This is a genomic window from Mojavia sp., from assembly GCF_059505145.1.
This window is the reverse complement of the sequence record NZ_JCACKA010000104.1, coordinates 1-22473: the sequence shown is the minus strand read 5'-3', so window position 1 is coordinate 22473 and position 22473 is coordinate 1. Positions and strand designations below refer to the sequence as shown.

The window sequence follows — 22473 nt, the reverse complement described above, 5'->3', positions numbered from 1 at the left end:
ACTGTCAAGTTTATAACTATATACTTTATCTACTATAAATTAGTAGCTCATTCTTTCCTGTTCCCTGTCCCCTGTTATCTACCATACATTAAATTATTCTTGTATCACCTTGAGAGTATGTAAATTTGTATCAGTACAACCAGTGATAAATCCTCCCATTGCTTGAATTTGTTGCAAGTACTCAATGGCAGATTTTGTAATTACTTCTCCTGGCATTAACACCGGAATTCCAGGAGGATAGGGACAGACGATTTCTGCACAGATGCGATCGCACGTCTCTAATAAAGGTAATGTTTCACTAGCAGCAAAAAAAGCCTCGCGGGGTGAAATTTTCAAAGAATACTCGAATTCGCTGGGCGGATTTTGGCAAATTGGGTTTTGTGCAATCAAGTTGGTGCGGCGATATCCTTGGGCAAGGGTAATAAAACCTTGGGCTAATTCCTCAATATCTCCTTTGGTGTTACCCAAACTAATAATAAAAGTAAGATGTTGCAGTGATGAACATTCAGCCGTTACACCTAGCTTTTCATCTAGAATTTCCTCAGCCTCAAATCCGGTTAAGCCTAAGCCAGAAACAGTAACGGTTAATCGTGTTTTGTCTAAACCCACAAAGCCAGGAGAAGCAGGGTTATCAATAATCGATAATCCGGGAATTTGACTAATTCTGGTTCTAGCTGCTTTTGCAAGTTGCAAAGTCCGAGTCATCAAGCGTTCCCCATCAATTGCCATTTGCTGACGCGCTGCATCGAGGGAAGCTAAAAGTAAATAACTGGGGCTGGTAGACTGGACTAGTTGCAAAGCTTTACTCACTCGATCAGCGTTTATCCTGTTACCTTGGATGTGCAGCATTGATGCTTGCGTCATCGCACCCAGAGTTTTGTGGATAGATTGTACAGTTAAATCTGCACCTGCGGCTAAGGCTGGGGTGGGTAATTCGGGATGAAAGGCGAAGTGTGGGCCGTGTGCCTCATCTACGAGTAAAGGGATATTGTATTGATGGGTAATGTGAGCGATCGCTTCCACATCTCCACAGACACCGTAATATGTTGGGTAAACTATCATCACTGCTTTCGCATCAGGATACTGTTGCAGTGCAGATTGCACAGCGCTAGGTGTAATGCAATGAGCAATATCTAAAACTGAGTCATAGTCAGGATTGAGAAAAATTGGTATAGCACCGGAGAGAATTAAGCCGGCGATCGCAGATGAATGCACATTTCGCGGCAGAATAATTTTATCGCCTGTACTACAGGTAGCGAGAATTGCTGCCTCAACTCCACAGGTAGAACCGTTAACCAAAAACCAAGTTTGAGCAGCGCCAAATGCTTCAGCCGCCAATTGTTGCGCCTGCTGAATCACACCTTGGGGTGCAAACAGATTATCTAAATCTGCTAATTCTGTTAAATCAGCGCGAAACATAGCTTTACCTAACAAATCAGCCAAGGGTTGAGAAATTCCCTCTCCCCGCTTATGTCCTGGCGTGTAAAAGGACGCATGAGGATGTGCTACACAGGCTTTTAAGGCGTTTAATAATGGCGTTTGGTTTTGATTAAGCATGAAAGAGATATCGGAGTTACTGTTAACTTTTTTGCCCAATCATTTCGTATATTTGTGTTACATATAGGACTCATATTTGATTTTTGAACAAAATTCAGTACACCTTTATCCCTTCTTCCCAGTCCCCAGTCCCCAATCCCCAGTCCCTTACCTCTACGAGTGATTCAGAAATCAAATCGGATTGCTATATCTGCCTATGATTGCAAAAGGAGTTAAATTAGCATTTACTCATTTTTAGCCTTCACAGGAATTTTAATTACAAATTCTGTCCCTTGCCCTGGAGCAGAGATACAGCTAATTTGTCCGCCATGTTTTTCAACTATGATCTGATAGCTGATTGATAAACCCATTCCAGTACCTTTACCCACGGGTTTGGTAGTAAAAAAGGGGTCAAATAACTTTGAATGCATTTTTTCATGAATGCCAGAACCATTATCCGCAATGCTTATTGCTATCCATTCGCTATCTAGTATTTCGGTACGAATGCGAATTGTCGGTAATAAGTTATTGGATTTTTCTGCTTTATTAATTATTACCCATGATGCATTACTATCTTGTAAAGCATCAATGGCATTGTTAAGGATATTCATAAAAACTTGATTGAGTTGGGAGGGATAGCATTCTATTAAAGGTAATTGACCGTATTCTTTAATAACTTTGATTTCTGGACGTTCATGTCTAGCTTGTAAATAGTATTCCATAATTATTAAAGTACTATCGATACCTTCATGAATATCGACCTGTTTAATATCAGCTTTCTGTAAATGAGAAAAGGTTTTGAGTGATTTAACAATATCAGTAATTCGTTGCGTTCCCATTGCCATTGAATTTAAAACTTTAGTTAAATCTTGAGTTAAAAAATCTAGTTCATTTTCTTCTATTAATTCTTGAATCTCTTGAGGTGGATTTGGATAATTCTCTTGATAATGTTGGATTAAATTTAACAAGATATCAGTATGTTTTTTAGCATAAATGAGATTGCCATGAATAAAGTTAACAGGATTATTAATTTCATGAGCAATTCCAGCAACAAGTTGTCCCAAACTAGACATCTTTTCAGAATTAATTAGTTGATATTGAGTTTTTTGAAGCTTGTTTAAAGTTTCCTGAAGGTTAGCATTAGTTTGTTCAAGACGATCGGATTGACTGATAGTAGATTGCTCAGAAACATCCAATAACTGAGTTAATGTTGCAATTTGTGAGTTGAGACGCAGAAAAATTTCATCTTTATTAGTTGCCGTTGCAATTTTTTCATTCACAACAGGTTGTCTATGACTGCTGAAAATTTTGTCTGACTCAAAAGGTAAGATTGCCATTTTAACGTTTAATGCTAGCGGACGCAATAAATCGACACTCATTCGAGGGACTGCCACTTTCAAGAACATGAGAATCACAAACATATTGCCAGAAGGTAATAATCCACCAAAGCCAACTACAGACTTAATATTAAACGGGATAACAAATGATGTTTGTGAAGGAATGTAAGGGCTACCCAAGGCATCAGGAACGTAAAATACGTTATACATCCGCTGTTCTAAATCAGTTAATAAATTAGGGTCTGGCTGAACTACATTACTTAGATTCAAACCTAATTGTTGTATAAGTTTGTAAATCATTGGGATGCTGGCGATCGCATCTTCATTTACTAGAGGAATAGCTTTATGCCCTGAAGATTTGTGCCGCGAATTCCATTCTGGTAGTTCCCCAGCGCTGGCCAATAAAGTCAAGCACTTAAGAGTATCTTCAGGTACATAATTACCTAACAGACTATCTGCATACTCTTGCAAATCTGGTGTTAGTCCTCCATAGGAATGAGTTTTAAAAAAACGGGCAAGAACACATGATTTTTCACCAGTTTTTTTATCAATTAAATGTGTATAAAGATAATTAATAATGTGGTTACTAACCTCTTCCATACTATTAGCTTGATTGCCTAAATTTCGCAAAGCTAAACCGCATTCTGACATATTTCTTAAAGTAAAATTTTGCAAATCATACATTATAGACATCTCCTAATATGACTAGAGAAAGGCCATGGCAAAATACGCACCCAAACAAGAACAAGTTGTTAAGTTTGCAGAATGCGAAATATCAATGTTCTTGCTTGACTATGAAAGAAAACCAAGATAAATCAGTTTTAATCTATACAATATAAATTTCAGCAATGTATGAAGTAAGGCTTATTAAAGCTTAATTAAACTGAGTCACTATATAAAGCTTGTAATTGATGAAAGCTTGTAATTGACGAGTAATAAAAACAGAACTTACGCACTCAGATCCCCCAACCCCCTTAAAAAGGGGCAACCCTGCGCCCTTGCGGGTTCTCCGACTCCCTCAGTGGCGTGGCTTTAGACGTTCCCCCTTTTTTAAGGGGGGTTAGGGGGATCAGGATTTGAGACTTCAGTGCGTAAGTCCTAAAAAAGTGAAAAGAGTTGCAAAGGCATTTGATATCTCTCATGAAGTTTTTCTAACACCACCGTCAAACTTAACAACATCTTAATCTCCACTTGATTCTAAGTTAGTAACTTCCTTTTGTTGCTTGAGCAAGCTGGAGACTAGTTATTTCAAGCGGCTAACTCTCTTGAAGTTTGCCAACTATATCAACATCTCAGTAGGGGTGAATATGAAATTCATGCATTGCCTTAGCGAAGCTGACCGCTCGCGTAGCGTCTCGCAGACAACGTATCGCCTGTTATCAAGTCGTTGCAGACGGCGGAGCTTTTTGTTAGGTGCAGGATTCTTAACAGGGTTAGCAATGACTAGTCAATGGAATCCAGCAATAGCGAAATCGAGGTTTTCTGGCTATCCCTTTAGCCTTGGTGTCGCCTCTGGCGATCCTTTACCAGATGGTGTTGTGTTATGGACGCGACTGGCTCCCAGCCCACTCAATGGCGGTGGAATGCCACTAAGCAATGTTGTAGTGCGGTGGGAAGTTGCTCTTGACGAAAATATGAAAAAAGTTGTGCAACAAGGCAAAGTTTTAGCAACTCCAGAGTTAGCACACTCAGTACACGTTGATGTGCGTGGGTTAGAGCCTGAACGCTGGTATTGGTATCAATTTAGAGTAGGCAATGAAGTTAGTCCGATTGGGCGGACTCGCACAGCTGGCGGATTCCATCGCTCTATCAAAGAACTTAACTTCGCCTTTGTTTCCTGTCAAGACTGGCAAAACGGCTACTATACAGCCTATCGACATCTGGCTGACGAGGATCTCGACCTTGTTGTTCATCTGGGTGACTACATTTACGAATACGGGCCGGAATCTGGTGGGCCACGCCAGCATAACAGTCCAGAAATCGTCACCCTTGCCGACTATCGCAACCGTCACGCTTTGTACAAGACCGACCCCAATCTGCAAGCTGCTCATGCTGCTTTCCCTTGGATAGTGACTTGGGACGATCATGAAGTCGATAACGACTACGCTAACCTGATACCTGAAGATAACCAAAGTCAAGAGGCATTTTTAGTTCGGCGAGCCAATGCTTACCAAGCATACTACGAACATATGCCACTGCGTGAATCTTCGCTGCCCAACAGGTCAAATATGCAGCTTTACCGGCGGTTCGCTTTCGGTGATTTAGCTGAGTTCAACGTGTTGGATACCCGCCAGTATCGCACTGATCAACCTTGTAATGACGGACTTAAGCCTCGTTGTGTCCAAGCTTTTGATGCCAATGCTACCATGACAGGGAAAGAGCAAGAGCAATGGCTATTCCAAGGATTAGACAAATCGCGATCGCGCTGGAACGTGATTGCTCAACAAACGATGCTAGCTGAATATGATTTTAATGGTCGCCCAGACATAAAAGTATTCAACATGGATCAGTGGGATGGCTACGTGGCGGCGCGGAATCGGCTCCTGAACTTTTTGCAACAGCGCCAACCTTCCAACCCAGTGGTAATTACTGGAGACATCCATTCTAGTTGGGTACACGACTTGAAAGTTGACTTCAACAACCCAGCCTCAGCCACAGTTGGTACAGAATTTGTCGGAACTTCGATTTCCTCTGATTTTCCAGCTCAATTTATCGCGCCAGTTCAAGCCGCCTTGCGAGACAATCCCCACACTAAGTTTTTTGACGGTGCTTTTCGGGGTTATGTCCGCTGCAACCTCACCCCAGAACGCTGGCAGAGCGATTACCGCGCTGTATCAACTATCATTAGCCCTAATGCCTCTATTAGTACCCTAGCTTCGTTTGTAGTTCAAAACGGTCAACCAGGCGCACAACGGGCATAAATCTCGTAGGGTGTGTTATGCCGTAGACTAACGCACCCTACAAATCTTCTTGACTTTTAACTTTTGACTTTTACGTTGGCGGTTGCTCATTAGTAGGAGTTGGCGATTCACCTCGCAGTCCCTTGCGGCGTTGGTTTTTAGGAACTCCTCCCGCCATACCATACTCTATACTGCTTTTGCCATATTTAGCCCCAACTCCCATGAGTATGTGTTCTGTCATGTCTGCCAACTGTCGCTCTGTTTCCAACATGGTACGGTATAACTTATCCAGGTTGGTCAGGGCACTGTTGTAGATATTTTCTTGATTTCGCAGTGACTCAATTAGTCTTGAGTAAGCAGGTAGGGTAAGTCCATTACCTACATCTAACTTTGGATCAATTGAATTCATACCAGCTGCACGACGCGCTGCTTTTTCTAACACTTGGGAGGTTCTTTTTCTTCGAGCCATGAAATGCACCTCATAATCTGGTTATCAGTTATCAACTTCACTGTTAACTGATGTAATCTTCTTTACGTTAAAAGCTTCTGTATCAATCAGCCTGAGAAAATTCCTGCAAACTTCTGATGAGTTTTGCTACACAGGGTTAGCAGTAATTATTGATGTAATTACGCAAAACAGTAAGCAAACCGCAGTTTGAGAAAGCAATATCTGCTTTTGCTTGCTAAATATACCGAAAACAGTAAGCAAACCGCAGTTTGAGAAAGCAATATCTGCTTTTGCTTGCTAAATATACCGAAAACAGTAAGCAAATTTGCATTTTGAGAAAGCAAACTCCAGTTTGAGAAAGCAAACTCCAGTTTGAGAAAACATCGTAGGAAACATCAAAAATCTTCGAGTCACAGGAATAAAAAAGTTGATAAGCTAATGCACATTTAACTTGCATATTTTAATTTTGGAGAAAAAGCGTCATTGCGACCGAAGGGTAGCAATCCCAAAAACTTTGCGATTGCGTCGTTTCATTTCGTTCCACTTGCAATGAGATATTTTGCCAGACATCATATCAATTCTTCTCCCCTGCACCTGAAGCCCCTCTGCTCCTCTGCTGTCTCAATGTGCAAATGAGATGTGTAACAGCTTAGTACTGGGCAATGCGATCGCACTGGCTAAAATATTAAAATTGTGCTTAGAGGATGTCTCAGAAGTATTAAATATTTCGTTTGATCCCCCTAGCCCCCCTTTCCAAGGAGGGAAATATATCAAAGTCCCCCTTTTTAAGGGGGGTTGGGGGGATCTATAAGTCTCAAATACAACATCAAAAAGTTTTTAGACATCCTCTTACCAATGACCATTGATTATTGATAAATGATCATTTAGGAAGATGTCAGCAACTTAAGTTGTCATCTAGGTTGGGAAAGTCGAATAATTTAATTCAGACTTTCTATGATTCAACCCACTGCTATTTCTATACCCGAACCTGGAATTCCCAATCCTGTACCAAATCCCTTACCCAGTCCTGAACCTACACCAGGGCCAACCATTCCCCAGCCTGTACCGGGGCCTGTACCAGAACCTGTACCTGCACCAATTCCCCAGCCTGTACCAGGGCCAATTCCTCAAACAGTTCCAGGAACAATACCCCAAACAATTCCTGAACCTGTTTAAATTATCTTGGTAGTGTAAGCCAAAATCTAAAATCTAAAATGCTACGAGCCGGAATTGTCGGACTTCCCAACGTCGGAAAATCTACTTTATTTAATGCTGTAGTTGCTAATGCCAAAGCAGAAGCTGCTAACTTCCCGTTTTGCACCATTGAACCGAATGTCGGCGTTGTCGCAGTACCGGATGAGCGCTTAAATGTTCTCTCGAACATTGCCGGTTCAGCACAAATTATCCCGGCGCGTGTTGAGTTTGTGGATATTGCCGGTTTGGTTAAAGGTGCAAGCCAGGGTGAGGGACTAGGTAATCAATTTCTGTCCCACATCCGGGAAGTCGATGCAATTGTTCATGTGGTGCGTTGTTTTGAAAACGACGATATTATCCACGTTGCTGGCTCTGTTGACCCAGCACGAGATATTGAAATTATTAATTTGGAGCTTGGTTTATCAGATTTAGCACAAATTGAACGCAGAATCGACCGCACCCGCAAACAAGCACGCACTAGCAAAGATGCACAGTTTGAAGTCACAGTTTTAGAAAAGTTAGCTGCTGCTTTAAATGAAGGTAAATCAGTTAGACAAGTTAGTTTAACAGAAGAAGAAGCAGAGATTATTAAAGGACTAGGGCTGCTCACCAATAAACCAATTATTTACGCCGCCAATGTTTCTGAGGATGATTTAGCAACGGGTAATGATTTTGTAGAAAAAGTGCGGCAAATAGCATCTGGTGAAAATGCTCAAGTTGTCATAGTTTCTGCCCAAGTAGAAGCCGAACTTGTAGAATTACCAGAAGAAGATAAAGCTGATTTTCTCGCATCTTTGGGTGTAGAAGAAGGCGGTTTAAAATCTTTAATTCGTGCTACTTACGCCTTATTAGGCTTGCGGACATATTTCACTAGTGGCCCTAAAGAAACCCGTGCTTGGACAATTCATGCAGGTATGTCTGCGCCCCAAGCAGCAGGTGTGATTCACTCGGATTTTGAACGGGGATTTATTCGCGCTGAAACTGTTGCTTATGATGATTTAGTAGCAACTGGTTCGATGAATGCGGCCAAGGAAAAAGGTTTAGTCAGAAGTGAAGGCAAAGAATATATTGTCAAAGAAGGCGATGTGATGTTATTCCGATTTAATGTGTAGGGAGAAATAATTACTAATTCGTAATTCGTAATTCGTAATTAAGAAACTGGTTTAAATACAGCAGATTGCACTTGGTGAGGTACAGATTATCGCCGATCGTAGGGGCACGGCAGTGCCGTGCCCCTACCCGTGTACTTACGCACTCAGATCCCCCAACCCCCTTCAAAAGAAGCAGCCCTGCGCCCTTGCGGGTTCCCCGGCTCCCTCAGTGGCGTGGCTTTAGACGTTCCCCCTTTTTTAAGGGGGGTTAGGGGGGATCAGGGTTTCAGACTTCAGTGCGTAAGTCCTAAATTATTCCAATTTCTGGTTCAACGCGACTGTTCCTTCTCCCTGCTTCCTCTACCGTGTACACAAAAGTTTTTGAGAGTTGTCCCACAGGCTTTTGATCCCCCCAACCCCCCTTTTTAAGGGGGGCTAAAATCCCTCAAAGTCCTCCAATTTATCGGAGGATAATGACGGATCTACAATGATTTCGGTTTAGTACACAGATGTGTGTACACCGTAGGCTCCCCTGCACTTAATGCGATGGGATATTTTTTTAGTTGGAAGTCCCTATTCTCCACCCACAATGTACACAGAAGAACCAAAATTTTCATCATCTGTACCAACAATCAAACCACCTTCTGCACCTGGGACAAGTTCCATCCCTTCTATTTTGTGGTAATCAGAACGGTAAAGCGGTACAAATTGAGGATTTTGCTGCAATACTAATTTGTTACCACGAAAACCTATGGAGCCAGCAATGTATACAGCTGATTGAAATGGGCCATCATCTCCAGGATCACTTGCTGAAGTGATGTATACAACTCCAGCCGGGTCTATTTTTAAATCTGAAATATGACGAACATTGCCCTGGGGAAATGGTACTTTTAAATTACTAGAACCTGTAAGCACAATTTTATATTGCACCAAGTCAAGCAATCCCCAATAAATAGTTGCTGACTGTTCTGCTTCACCGCGATGCGCCCAAACAGCAATTAATTTACCATCTATATCTTGTAAAGAAAATGCTTCAAAATTACTTCCTTGAGAAATTGTTGGTAATTTAAATTCTTTGAGCAGCGAGATAGGATTGTTGGTAGGTTCAAACTTGATGTAATAAGCTTTTCCAGAACTGCTTAAAGCTATAAAAGAAGTATTTTTTGTTCCTGGAATAGATGTTAACGCTTCTAAGTCATTTGGTAATTCTGTGTTATTTGGCCAATTTAAGGGTAAATATTCAGGTGGCTTTTTGCGTTTGATACTAATGATTGCTAAACGACCTTGATTTTGCTTTTTGTTGTCATGGACAATTAAAAAATTTAGGGAATTACTTTGTTGATTAATCAAAGCCATACCGCTGATACCAAAAGGGATACCACCTCGAACTGGAACCCAATCTTGTGCCCAAACTTTTTGGGTAATAAATAACAGTGCGCTCAAGATTAATATATTTATAATTAACTTTAAAAATCGACGCATATAAATTGATGCTGATAGACGCATAAGTAAGCAGATGACCCATCATATCAAATGCAGGCGATGCCTTCGGCAACGTCTTCGACGAACGCGCCATATCAGCAGATGACTTTTAATAATCTTGACTGTTAATAGCAACCGAAATTATACTTAAGTATTTAAAAAATTCTGATGGCTCGACACATTTTTTTACTAGTGTTATTTTTGAGACTGTAGACCCTTGATTAAGCACTGAAGGAATCGTGCAAAATGGTGGGATGGCTTTTTAGTGGTTTTGTTAAAAAATTAGAGCGTTCAGCAAAAAAGGTTTCACGAGATTTTGTGGAATCCAGCAGTAAAGAAATAAACGATTTGTTTGATAAAAAAGTTAACCCCTTAGCTGAAAAGCTAGACTATATAGCTGAACAACGGATAAAACAAACTGAGCAATTAAAAACTCAGGTTAAAGCTGATATTGAGTCTTTGCTAAATAATGCTGATCAGAAACTTAAGAAGAATTTTCAAGAAATTGATGAAATACGTGAATCGGCTCTTAGAGATGTAAGAGAAACTGTTGGTGAAGTTGATGTTTATTTAGAAAATAGAATTAATCAGATTTCTTTGGCGGTAATGAGAGCATTGAGTCAAACTGAATATCTAACTAAAAATATTTTTGACGGAATTAATATTTTAGAAGAAAATTTGTTTCAAGATATAAATTATATAGTAGATAAAATCAACGAAGATATTGATGAAAAGCTAGAATTAATTCGGAATGAATTGAAAAAGCATTTGGCTCATGCTTTACCGAACCCTTTTGATAAATGTAAACAGAGGTTAAAGATAGGGTTGAAGCCTGGTGCTATGCTATCTGACGTTGAGCTTTATCAATTAAGCGAGTGCTATGAACTAAGTAAGTTGAATGAAAATACTTCGATTGATGAAGTAATAAATATTTATGGACAACTTCAACTAAATGGCAATAAAAGCTAGTAATACACAAACTTTAGAATCAAGCATTAGGACTTTTCAAACAGAAATACATTCATTAAAATCAGGGCTTCAACTTACTAAAGAAAAGCTTTTGTCTGCTGAAATGACAGCAATAGAAGCCAAAAAAGTTGCTAATAATGCTCAGATTGAAATTGAAAATGTTAAAAATCATATGACTGAATCACCTATAAACTTGCAGATTATTGAAGAATTAGCACAACTTAAAGAGCAATTATCTCAATTAGTACAAAATTCCCAAAAGATAAAGTCTGATGAAAAAGATTTCCAGAAGCCAATTTTAGAATCTATATCAAGTTTGCGATCGCAATTATCTCAACTAGAAGCCGAATTAACTCTTGTATCTCCAACTTCAGGTATAAACTACACTAAATTGCGAGATTTGTTAGCAGAAAATAAATGGCAGGAAGCAGATAAGGAAACTTGTATTTATATAGTCAAAATATCTGACAGAGAAGAAGAAAACTGGTTAGACGATGGAGATATTAAACGTTTCCCACGCCATGACTTGCGAATTATTAACAACCTTTGGATGAAATACAGTGATGGCAAATTTGGTTTTACTGTTCAAAAGCAAATATGGCAAGATTCTAGAGAAGATTATAAATGCTTTGGCGATCGCGTTGGCTGGCTTGTAAACAGTCAATGGCGTAGATATGAAGAGGCGATTTTTAGCCTTGATGCTCCAGAAGGGCATCTTCCATATACAATCAAGGTAATAGGTTTCGGTTATCGTAATCTTGGGGAAATTCCACACAGACTAAAACGTTTTTTACCAAGATGCTGATTTAATAAAAATATTTTGTTTTACTAAATAATACTTTTTAAACAGTTCCAAAGTAAATAAAAAATCAGGTGGGCATTGCCCACCCTACTATTAATTAGGCGGATCAAAACGATTCACAACCGCTGCCCAAAGAATCATCGGTGAACCTACACCAAGACAGAATAACCACTGCTGCCAACTCAAGGGCGCTGTTTCAAATACGTAGTTAATGAACGGTACATGGGCGAAGATAATTTGCAAAATAATTGCTCCCAAAATCCCGAAGCCAATAGCAGGAATATCAACATTATCTTGAATTGTGCCATCCATTTTGGCAATCAAATTGGGGATTAATTGACTAATGCTCAATAAGTAAAATATCCGTCCAGCGATTAAAGAGTTAATCGCCATAGTTCGCGCCAAATTTAAATCACCTGTTGTTTGCCGGATATATTCAAACACTCCAAAGATTACAATCCAATTAAATAAAGAAATTGCCAAGATTCGCTTTAACCGACTTCCCGATAATAGCGGTTCGTTGGGATGGCGCGGTGCTTGTTGCATGACATTTTGCGCCTTTGGTTCAAATGCTAAGGGCACTGTCATGGTGATAGAATTGAGCATATTTAGCCAGAGAACTTGTAAGGATAAAATCGGTAAGTCTCTCGCTAATAATGTACTAATTAAAATCGTCATTGATTCCCCACCGTTCACAGGCAAAATAAAGCAAATCGCCTTGATGAGGTTTTTATAAACCGCCCTTCCTTCTTCTACAGCCGCTTCAATGGAAGCAAAGTTATCGTCGGTAAGCAACATATCTGCGGCTTCTTTGGCAACTTCTGTACCCGCACCACCCATCGCAATACCAATATCTGCTTGTTTTAAGGCGGGTGCATCGTTGACACCATCTCCTGTCATGGCGACGACTTCGCCTTTTGATTGCAACGCTTCGACTAAACGCAGCTTTTGTTCTGGGGCGACACGGGCAAATACTACACCTTCTTGGGCAACTTGGGCGAGTTCTGCTGGTTCCATCTGTGCGAGTTCTGCACCTGTGAAAGCCAGAACTGAACCATTTTTGTTGATTCCCATGCGGCGGGCGATCGCCTGGGCTGTGATAGCATGATCTCCGGTAATCATCTTCACCTGAATTCCTGCTGATTGACAGGCTTGCACCGCTTTAATTGCACTTTCACGCGGCGGATCAATCATTCCCTGTAAGCCTAAGAAGATTAACCCACTGTCAATATCTGGATGATCTACCGTATTTTGCTCATCGCCGATGGGCTTTTTCGCTAAAGCTAACACCCGCAGGCCTTGCCGTGCCATGATATTTACTTCTCGCTCGATGGAAGTTTGCCGTAATGTTTCTACACAATCGAGCGGGCGGGGTTGTCCATTAGTATTCAACATCAAGGTGCATCGCTGGAGAATAGCCTCGACTGAACCCTTGACATATATAGTTTTACCCTTGGGTGTGGCGTGCAAAGTCGCCATGTATTGAAAGTCTGATTCAAAGGGTATCCCATCCAACTTGGGCATTTGCTTAGTTAAGGTAGACTGGCTAAAACCAACTTTGTTAGCAGCTACAATTAATGCTCCTTCGGTAGGATCTCCCATCACTACCCACTTCCTATTTTTCTGTTCTAAGTGGGAATCATTGCACAATAATCCGGCAATTAAGCATTCTTGCAAACCCTTGTCGCTGTTTAAGTCAACTGGTCTGTCATCTATCAATATTTCCCCATCCGGTGTATAACCTAAACCAGTGACAGTATATTGATGTCCTCCAGCATAGATTGCTTGTACTGTCATTTGGTTTTCTGTTAAAGTCCCGGTTTTATCGGAACAGATGACAGTTGCACTACCCAAGGTTTCCACGGCGGGCAATTTGCGGATAATCGCATTGCGCCGCGCCATGCGCGAAACACCAATGGCGAGTGTAACTGTAACTACTGCTGGCAAGCCTTCTGGTATAGCGCTGACTGTTAACGCCACCGCCGCTTCTAAAGCTTCTTGAAAACCGCGAAAGCTTAATCCAACTACAAAGCAGAGGGTTGCTAACCCTAGTACCATATACAACCAACTCTGACTGAATTTGTCGAATTTTCGCGTTAAAGGCGTGGAAATATTAGTGTGTTGCTCCATTAGTTGGGAAATACGCCCTGTTTCCGTGGCGTTCCCTGTAGCAACTACAATCCCAGTTCCTTGCCCAAAGGTAACAAAGCCACCTGCATAAGCCATGTTTTTCCGTTCTGCTAGGGCAGTATCTGGCTTTAAAATTGCGGTATTTTTTTCTACCGCTACCGATTCCCCAGTTAAGGCTGATTCATCTATTTGTAAATTTCGTACTTGTATTAACCGTAAATCTGCTGGGACTTTATCGCCGGAAGTCAGCAATACAATATCCCCAGGCACTAACTCACGGGAAGGAACGCGTATTTTTTGACCATTTCGGATGACAGTGGCTTCTGTGGTAATGGCTTTGGCTAGGGCTGCGATCGCACTCTCGGCTTTTGACTCTTGGATAAATCCAATGATGGCGTTGGTAGTGGTGACACCCCAAATCACTCCAGCGTTGACAAAGCTACCAGTTACTGCCTTCACCAAACCCGCACACAACAAAATAATCAGTAGCGGTTGGTTAAATTGCAGCAGAAATTTCCACCACCAAGGTTTGCTTTTCTTGGCTGTCAGTTCGTTTGCACCCAATTGAGTCAACAAATGTTTTGCTGTAGCGTTACTCAACCCATACTCAGCATCACTCTGCAAACGGGCGATCGCATCCGAAATATTCAAGCCATGCCAAACAGTCAGCTGCTTATCTTCTGGTGCGATGGTAGATACAGCTGGAGCCATAACTATTTATTACCTTTTTTAAAGTGTTATTTCTTGTATAACACGCTTTTTTGGTGTCAATTTTTATTTGACACTAATTATATTTGATAACGATCATAGTTAGCTTCAATGCTTGCTCGGTAATCATGGAAGTTAGTATGCTTGGCGTTACAGCTTGGATGGGTAAAAGGCGGGTAAATTTTGGATTTGTCTACTCCTTTGGAATTAATTGGGCGTTCAGCAGAATTTCAGTACATTGTGGAATTACTGGCCCAGGATGGTGACTTGCTAATTACTGGAGTCCCTGGTAGTGGACGGCGTACCCTAGTAAAAGGCGCAGCGCAGGAAGTAGGCGCGATCGTGCTAGAAATCGACTGCATCCGAGCCACAGAGGGAGAGCGATTTTTACAATTGCTAGCAGAGGCTGTTAATCAAAATTGGCAACCAGAAAAAATTCAAGAGTGGGTTGCTAACACTGCTAGTGAGTTTTTTATTTACTTGATGGAAGAAAACGGTGGAAAACTAAAACTACTACGTTCCCTTAACCAAAAACAAATATGGCAAGCTTTTGAAATATTGCTTGAGTTGCCACAAATGATGGCAGTTGATTTACATAAGCGAGTAGTGCTGATTTTGCAGAGTTTCCCCCACATTCGCTCTTGGGATCGCAATGGTTTGTGGGAAGCAACATTCAGGCGAGAAATCAAGACACAAACTCACGTCAGTTATGTCTTGATAGCAACTATTGCTGAGACAAACAATCATGCAGATGAAGATGAGACTAACTACCCTTTAGAAACTGTACAGTTACCACCCTTAGCTAAAGAGATTTTAGCAGTGTGGGCAAGGGAGATGTTGCATACAGAGGGATTAAAATTTGATTCCCGCTCCCTAGCACTGCAACTATTCTTAGATGCCGTCCAAGGACATATTGGCGATGCGATGACACTAATTCGCCGCCTCAAAACCTTGTGCCATCCCGATAGTTTAATTACCGAGCAAGAGGTAGAGCAAGCAATTACAGGGCTGCTTCAGGATTTATCCATCACTTTTGAGTCCTTACTGATGTTACTGCCAGCAAATCAAGTACATATTTTGGAATGTTTGGCCCTAGATCCTACGGTAAAGCCACAAAGTAAGGAATATATTCAAAAACATGGGCTTTCTAGAGGTGGTAGCCTTCAAGGTGCTTTGACTGGGTTACAACACAAAGGTTTAATTTACGGTGCAGAGCAGGGTTATAGCTTGGCATTGCCCCTACTGGCTTTATGGTTGCGGCGGCGGTTGAGTTGAACTGCACATTAAGACGTTTATCTATATAGCAATCCGATTTGATTTCTGAATCACTCGTAGAGGTAAGGGACTGGGGATTGGGGACTGGGGACTGGGAAGAAGGAATAAAGGTGTACTGAATTTTGTTCAAAAATCAAATATGAGTCCTATATATTCAGTCAAAGATTATTGCAACAGATGAAGGTAGATTTACAAATAGCCAAATAGGTAATACATTGCAATCAGTGTGCGAAGATAATTTCTGGTTTTGTTATATAAGGAATATCCACGATTGTAGGTAAAAGCATTAAAATATTTCTATGCCAGAATTAATTCATTTTCGTATAAAAAATGAAATATGGTGATTAATCCACATCATAAATACATTGCAACTGGGTTGAATGCCTAGTTATGGTTAATAAAAATAAATGTTTTTTTCAAAAATTAGTCAATAGTTAAATCAATATCAAGTTGCGAAAAGTTTCGCTTTGTGTAATGTTTTAAATCACAAAATTACCTTGCAAGTCAACAATAAAAATAATTGCTATCTTTGTCATCCTCTTTATTTAATTAAACTGGAGCGTGTAAAGGACAAAAATTATATCAAGTGATTATTCAACATCTTTAATTAAAAACTACTGACTTTTAGTGGCGTTCGTTATTACGATTAAAAATTTATAACTACTGCCATTTGAAATTAAGCAGAATTATAATTACTAATTAAAATCGGATAAATTTAAAAAACTGCATCATAATTCGTATAGAGAAAAATTTCTAGTGAAAAACATTATATTATTTTGCCAGCTTTCGATCATCCAATGCTTTATCTTTCCAAGAAAGGAGGTGCTGAAAATATCCATGTAAGGTTGCGGCTGCATTACTTAAAGAATAAAGTTTTCTACCAGACTTAATCACTTTGCAATTATGCAACGCATGACATACCCTCATATCATTGCATCCATGCGTCGATGGCTTGTTGTTTCGTTAGTAGGGTTAATAGCCTTAATTTTGGCTCATAAAATAGCCCTCATCTACCGATTTCAACCTGGAATTTCTTTATGGTTTCCGCCATCAGGAGTTGCGATCGCTCTCACATTCTGGTTTGGCCTCTATGGTATTTTTCTAACAGAGATTGCCTCGTTCTTGATGTCACCGTTTTGGGGATTGACCGATTGGGAGCAATTACTGGGTTTACTCGATGGTATAGAACCTTTAATTGCTTGGTTACTCTATCGTCGTTTTTGGCAGGGTTCGCTAAGATTGAAGACTCTCAGAGATGTTACAACTTTTATCTTAAGCGTGCCTATAGCAGCTTGCGCTACTTTAACTGTGGTTGGTAGTTTATCTTGGGTAGCGGTAGGCAAAATGTCAGCTTCTAGCTTGGCTGAAAATATTCCACACTGGTGGTTGGGCAATGCTATGGGAGTGATGGCAATTACCCCTACACTTCTTTTAGTGCTAACTCCATATCTGCAATCTTGGGGCTGGTTACGCCATTCAGAAGCATTAAACTCTTTATCTAAACCTGTAAATTTTCAGTTCTCCCGTTGTTTATTCTTTGAGTTCAGTGCGATCATATTCTTTTGTTTAACCACAGCAATCCTCACCGTTTCGGAAACTAACCATACAGGCTTTAAGTTTCAACAATTCTCATTTTTGGGCTTTATTCCAGTGCTGTGGGCAGCAACTCGCTTTGGTGTGACTAGTGGGATGGTCATCTCTAGCTTTTGCGTATTAGTAACGCTGTTCTCTTACTTGGTTGCCTACCCTAACGCTATTTTGTTGCCCAACTTTCCTGTGCAACCAGAAGTGTTGCATGTTCACAAACTTAGTCTACTCGTGCAGTGTGCTGTTGCTTTGCTCGTGGGAACTGCAATTACAGAAAGGGCAAAGACTCAAGTAGCATTAGCCGTAGAAAGAGTCAAACTAGGGGAGTATCAAGCCCGTGCAGAACTATCGGAAAAGCTCATTCAACTTAATAATTCACTCCTAGAAACCAATGCTCGTCTAGAAGAATCCAATCGTGACAAAGATGAATTTCTCAAACGCGAGCAAGCCCTGCGTCGTCGTCTTGGTAATATTCTTGAAAGTATGACTGATGCCTTTATTGCTGTTAATCGAGATTGGCAAATTACATATGTAAATCGACAAGCAGCAATAATTAATGCAGTAGAGCCAGAAGAGCTATTAGGTAAAAATTATTGGGAGCAGTGGCCAGCCACCAAAGGCACGCAGTTTGAGTGGGAATATCGGCGAGCATTAAATGAGGAAGTATCTGTCCACTTTGAGACATTATACGAACCTGATAATATGTGGTTTGAAGTCCACGCCTACCCTGCTGAAGATGGTCTTGGTATCTTTTTTAGAAATATTACTGAGCGCAAACAGGCAGAAGCAGAGCGAGGACAGATACTAGCGCGAGAACAGGCTGCACGCAGTGAAGCGGAAGCAGCAAACCAACTTAAAGATGAATTTCTAGCAGTCCTCTCTCATGAATTGCGTACTCCGCTCAATCCCATTTTAGGTTGGGCAAGTTTATTGCAAAACCAAAAATTTCAGGGAGACAGGCTGATTCGTGGACTAGAAACTATCGAGCGAAATGCTAAATTGCAAATTCAGTTAATTGACGATTTGTTGGATGTATCTCGCATTCAGCAAGGAAAAATGGTTTTAAACATCCAGCCTGTCAATTTAGTTAACACCATTGAAGCAGCACTAGAGACTGTGCATTTAGCAGTACAAGCAAAAAATATTCAAATTAAATCCTTATTGGAGAAGAATATTGGAATGGTTTCAGGCGATGTAGCTCGCCTACAGCAAATTGTTTGGAACCTATTAGCTAATGCAGTTAAATTTACTCCCTCAGGAGGACAAATAGAAATACAGCTAAAGCGAATAGACACCTTTGCTTTAATTCAAATTAAAGATACTGGTAAAGGTATTTCCTCAGAATTTTTACCCCATGTATTTGAGTATTTCCGCCAAGCTGATGGTAAAACCACTCGACAATTTGGTGGGCTGGGATTAGGGCTAGCTATTGTGCGTCATCTTGCAGAATTGCATGGTGGATCTGTCCATGCAGAAAGTCCAGGCGAAGGAATGGGAGCAACATTCACAGTCAAGTTACCCCTAATGCGCGATCCGCCACAAATCAAGAAAGACAGCGTGACACCGAATAATTCCTTGAGTTTGGCAGGGCTGTCGATTCTAGCTGTAGATGATGATACAGATACAGGTGAATTTCTTACTATCATGCTCGAACAGTTTGGAGCATCAGTGATTGCAGTAGCATCAGCAGGCCAAGCCTTAGAAGTAATAGCAAAATCCCCACCAGATTTACTGTTGAGTGATATTGGTATGCCAGGAATAGACGGCTACACGCTAATACGTTTAATTCGAGCTATGACACCAGAACAAGGAGGACAAATTCCCGCGATCGCCTTGACTGCTTATGCAGGAGAATTTAACCAGAAACAAGCACTCGCCGCCGGGTTTCAGATGCACTTACCTAAACCTATTGAATCACAGGAATTATTAAAGGCGATCGCCCAAATCTTTGCTGACAAAAGGGGATTAGGGACTGGGGATTAGGGGCTGGGGATTAGGGACTGGGGAGTGGGATAAAGCAGGGGAGCAGGGAGCAGGGGAGAAAAACTTCCCCAATCCCCAATGCCCAAATTTTGATTTATTTTGTTCTTTTCAACTTAAAGCAATTTTATGAAAGCTTACGAAGTTCAAAGCGATGCAGGGATTGATGGACTGAAATTAGTTAATCGCCCTGAACCGAAACTGGGTTTGGGACAAGTTTTGATCAGAGTCAAAGCAACATCGCTCAATTACCGTGACTTGCTTGTTATTGAGGGAGCCTACGGTTCTGGAGTGAAATATCCCCTAATTCCCCTGTCTGATGGCGCGGGGGAGGTGGTGGCGGTGGGCGAAGGTGTGACAAGGGTGAATGTAGGCGATCGCGTAGCTGGTATTTTCTTCCAAGATTGGATTTCTGGCGCTTTAACCAGAGAGAAAATGAAATCGGATTTAGGAGGTGGTATTGATGGGATGCTCGCTGAGTATGTTGTATTACACCAAGACGGATTAGTGATATTACCCGATCATCTATCCTATGTTGAAGGTGCAACTTTACCCTGTGCAGCAGTGACAGCTTGGCACGCTCTGGTGAGCAAGGGCAATCTTATTGAAGGTAACACTATATTATTACTCGGTACAGGAGGCGTTTCCATTTTCGCTCTGCAATTTGCCAAGTTACACGGTGCTAGAGTCATACTTACTTCCAGCAATGATGACAAGTTAGCACGAGCTAGAGAATTGGGTGCAGATGAGACAATCAACTACAAGACAACGCCAGATTGGGAAAAGAAAGTCTACGAACTAACTAATCGCACAGGTGTGGATCATGTGGTAGAGGTAGGCGGTGTAGGTACTCTCCCACAATCACTACAAGCAGTTCGTATTGGGGGACGTGTGAGCTTGATTGGTGTGCTGTCAGGCAGGGGAAGTCAAATTGACCCCATGCCAATACTGTTTAAAAGCTTAACATTTCAAGGTATTTATGTGGGCAGTCGCAAAATGTTTGAGGCAATGAATCAGGCGATCGCTCAGTATCAATTACAGCCTATTATTGATAAAATATTCCCCTTCACCGAAGCGCCAGAAGCTTACCGTTACCTCAAAAGTGCGGGTCACTTTGGCAAAGTTGTAATTCAGATTGACTGAAATCCCCCTAAGATAGCTAAGGAGCTTCTTAGCTCATTACAATTAATTTCTAGAGATGCAAAACTTTGCGTCTCTACAACTATTTTTAACTAGCTATAGATCAAAGTAAAATTATGATTACTTTTGTCAATGTTTTTACAGTCCTCCCCGAAAAGCAAGAAGATGCATTGCGAAAAATCCAGCAAGTTTATGTGGAGGTTGCCAGGTATCACTCTGGATTCGTTTCTGCTAAATTACTCAAGAGTGATGATGGCACTAGAGTTACTGCGATCGCTAATTGGGAAAGTGTAGAACAACTTGTTGCTATGAGAGAAACTCAGGGCTTTAAAGATTTGCATAATCAGGAATTTTTTGATGCGATCGTTTCCGTCGAACCTCATATATATAGTAATGCTAATACTATCGAAGTTTCCAGCATAAAAATAAATAGTTAAACAGACCAACCTCAATAAAAATTTTTGACATTAGGACGATTTTCTGATTTTTCTCCTTCTGGCTTGAGTTTGCTTTTCTAACGGTAATTATATTAAAGAGATTCCTGATGTCAGTAAATAATAATCCTCTGAAGCAGCCAGAAAATAAGCTACTCGCTGCTTTACCTACAGATGAATATGAGCGTCTTATTCCCCACTTGAAGTTTGTTCCTCTCTTATCTGGGCAACTTATTTATACACCAGCAGAACCGATCACACACGTCTATTTTCCCCATAAAGCAGTGATTTCGCTAATCGCAACAATGCAAGAAGGTTCGTCAGTTGAATTTGCTTTGGCGAGCAATGAAGGTATGGCGGGTATCACAACGATTTTGGGAGACAATACAACAACCACAACAGCAATTGTGCAAGTACCAGGTGATGGTATGCGGATGGATGTGGATGTGTTGATAAGTGAGTTCAAAAAGGGTGGAAAACTGCAAAGCCTGTTGCTGCGCTACTTACAAGCTTTAATTGCCGAAATGGCACAAGGGTCTGCCTGCAACCGTCTCCATAACTTGGAGGCGCGGTTTGCTCGTTGGTTGCTGAAAGTTTCCGACCGTTTGCAATCGAGCGAATTTGCACTTACTCAAGAATTTATTGCCCAGATGCTAGGTGTACGCCGTTCTGGTGTTAGTGTCGCTGCTGGTACGTTCAGCCAAGCAGGAATAATTAGTTACAGTCGTGGTCGCATTAAGATTTTAAATCGAGAAGCATTAGAAGCAAATTGCTGCGAGTGTTATAGTGTTATAAAAACCGAATTTGCTCGGTTACTAGACGATCAGCCTAAGCGCGATCGCGGTTAAAAATTTTTACGTCTGTATGTGCGAAATCGGACAGACCTCATCGCTTGAGTACATTTAATCTTATATATGAGAGTGCATATTCATACAATTGCTACTCCAGATATTAAAACTTCACTATGGTCGAAATGATGGATAACAAACCCCTATCTTTACAAGGACTACGGTTGCTTATAGTTGATGACGACCCAGATACAAGAAAGTTGCTTAGTATTTTGTTTACATTGGAGGAGGCAGATGTAATGACAGCCACCTCAGTGAGCGAAGCTTTAGAAATATTGCCATCCTTTAAACCAGACGTCCTGATCAGCGACATTTGCTTACCGGATGAAGATGGTTACTCACTGATGCGGAAAGTTAAAAAACTTGACTCAGCACGAGGTAAAAGAACTCCAGCGATCGCACTGACGGCATTTATTAGAGAAGCAGATGAGATATATGCCTATATAGCTGGTTTTCAGAAGTACTTATGTAAGCCAATTGACTTAGATGAGTTGATTTGGGCAGTTGCTAGTTTAACTGGACTTCAGCAGTACGCTTGAAAATTGCTTCTCCAATATCAATACCATTGCCAATTTACGAGGGTTCAACGCCTGTAGAAACGGGATGAATACG

The 22473-nt window shown here is 40.9% G+C and carries 16 protein-coding genes; 11 read left to right on the top strand and 5 right to left on the bottom strand.

Annotation, left to right across the window (positions count from 1 at the left end):
• Positions 1 to 93 precede the first annotated feature (93 nt).
• Together AC5JL8_RS28905 and AC5JL8_RS28900 are read right to left on the bottom strand one after the other, a co-directional pair.
• Positions 94 to 1557 (bottom strand): aminotransferase class I/II-fold pyridoxal phosphate-dependent enzyme, encoded by a 1464-nt coding sequence (locus tag AC5JL8_RS28905; protein ID WP_495883124.1) that lies wholly within the window; start codon positions 1555 to 1557, stop codon positions 94 to 96.
• 224 nt (positions 1558 to 1781) lie between these two features.
• Positions 1782 to 3524, bottom strand: a complete 1743-nt coding sequence (locus tag AC5JL8_RS28900; RefSeq protein ID WP_495883123.1) for a sensor histidine kinase — start codon at positions 3522 to 3524, stop codon at positions 1782 to 1784.
• A 665-nt stretch (positions 3525 to 4189) separates the two neighbouring features.
• Here AC5JL8_RS28900 and AC5JL8_RS28895 point away from each other — a divergent pair.
• Positions 4190 to 5794: an alkaline phosphatase D family protein gene (locus tag AC5JL8_RS28895; protein ID WP_495883135.1), complete on the top strand. Its 1605-nt coding sequence runs from the start codon at positions 4190 to 4192 to the stop codon at positions 5792 to 5794.
• A 70-nt stretch (positions 5795 to 5864) separates the two neighbouring features.
• Here the strand turns inward: AC5JL8_RS28895 and AC5JL8_RS28890 are convergent, their stop codons facing one another.
• Positions 5865 to 6242: a hypothetical protein gene (locus tag AC5JL8_RS28890; RefSeq protein ID WP_495883122.1), complete on the bottom strand. Its 378-nt coding sequence runs from the start codon at positions 6240 to 6242 to the stop codon at positions 5865 to 5867.
• A gap of 933 nt (positions 6243 to 7175) precedes the next feature.
• Here AC5JL8_RS28890 and AC5JL8_RS28885 point away from each other — a divergent pair.
• Both AC5JL8_RS28885 and ychF read left to right on the top strand, forming a co-directional pair.
• Positions 7176 to 7397 carry a hypothetical protein gene (locus AC5JL8_RS28885; protein ID WP_495883121.1) on the top strand — a complete coding sequence of 74 codons (222 nt, stop codon included), beginning with the start codon at positions 7176 to 7178 and terminating at the stop codon, positions 7395 to 7397.
• A 38-nt stretch (positions 7398 to 7435) separates the two neighbouring features.
• On the top strand, positions 7436 to 8527 hold the full coding sequence (gene ychF / locus AC5JL8_RS28880; RefSeq protein ID WP_495883120.1) for a redox-regulated ATPase YchF: 1092 nt from the start codon (positions 7436 to 7438) through the stop codon (positions 8525 to 8527).
• 552 nt (positions 8528 to 9079) lie between these two features.
• On the opposite strand, the gene AC5JL8_RS28875 is transcribed toward ychF, so the two are convergent.
• Positions 9080 to 9988, bottom strand: coding sequence for a hypothetical protein (locus tag AC5JL8_RS28875; RefSeq protein WP_495883119.1), 909 nt, complete (start codon positions 9986 to 9988; stop codon positions 9080 to 9082).
• 246 nt (positions 9989 to 10234) lie between these two features.
• On the opposite strand from AC5JL8_RS28875, the gene AC5JL8_RS28870 reads away from it, so the two are divergent.
• A complete protein-coding gene (locus AC5JL8_RS28870) occupies positions 10235 to 10957 on the top strand; it encodes a hypothetical protein (protein ID WP_495883118.1) in 723 nt (240 codons plus the stop codon).
• Positions 10941 to 11762 carry a GUN4 domain-containing protein gene (locus tag AC5JL8_RS28865; RefSeq protein WP_495883117.1) on the top strand — a complete coding sequence of 274 codons (822 nt, stop codon included), beginning with the start codon at positions 10941 to 10943 and terminating at the stop codon, positions 11760 to 11762. Before AC5JL8_RS28870 ends, AC5JL8_RS28865 begins: the two co-directional genes overlap by 17 nt.
• Positions 11763 to 11852: 90 nt before the next feature.
• On the opposite strand, the gene AC5JL8_RS28860 is transcribed toward AC5JL8_RS28865, so the two are convergent.
• Complete coding sequence (locus AC5JL8_RS28860; RefSeq protein WP_495883116.1) at positions 11853 to 14600, bottom strand: cation-translocating P-type ATPase; 2748 nt, start codon at positions 14598 to 14600, stop codon at positions 11853 to 11855.
• Positions 14601 to 14780: 180 nt separating this feature from the next.
• Between AC5JL8_RS28860 and AC5JL8_RS28855 the strand changes: the two genes are divergently transcribed.
• The 6 genes from AC5JL8_RS28855 (at position 14781) to AC5JL8_RS28830 (ending at position 22400) form a co-directional block, all read left to right on the top strand.
• Complete coding sequence (locus AC5JL8_RS28855; RefSeq protein ID WP_495883115.1) at positions 14781 to 15872, top strand: ATP-binding protein; 1092 nt, start codon at positions 14781 to 14783, stop codon at positions 15870 to 15872.
• A 903-nt stretch (positions 15873 to 16775) separates the two neighbouring features.
• Positions 16776 to 19442 (top strand): MASE1 domain-containing protein, encoded by a 2667-nt coding sequence (locus AC5JL8_RS28850; RefSeq protein ID WP_495883114.1) that lies wholly within the window; start codon positions 16776 to 16778, stop codon positions 19440 to 19442.
• Positions 19443 to 19568: 126 nt separating this feature from the next.
• Complete coding sequence (locus AC5JL8_RS28845; protein WP_495883113.1) at positions 19569 to 20582, top strand: zinc-dependent alcohol dehydrogenase family protein; 1014 nt, start codon at positions 19569 to 19571, stop codon at positions 20580 to 20582.
• Between the two features lie 113 nt (positions 20583 to 20695).
• The gene (locus tag AC5JL8_RS28840) at positions 20696 to 21016 is read left to right on the top strand and encodes an antibiotic biosynthesis monooxygenase family protein (protein WP_495883112.1); all 321 of its coding nucleotides are present in this window, start codon (positions 20696 to 20698) and stop codon (positions 21014 to 21016) included.
• 107 nt (positions 21017 to 21123) lie between these two features.
• Positions 21124 to 21861, top strand: a complete 738-nt coding sequence (locus tag AC5JL8_RS28835) for a Crp/Fnr family transcriptional regulator (RefSeq protein ID WP_495883111.1) — start codon at positions 21124 to 21126, stop codon at positions 21859 to 21861.
• 116 nt (positions 21862 to 21977) lie between these two features.
• Positions 21978 to 22400, top strand: coding sequence for a response regulator (locus tag AC5JL8_RS28830; protein WP_495883110.1), 423 nt, complete (start codon positions 21978 to 21980; stop codon positions 22398 to 22400).
• Positions 22401 to 22473: the final 73 nt, after the last annotated feature.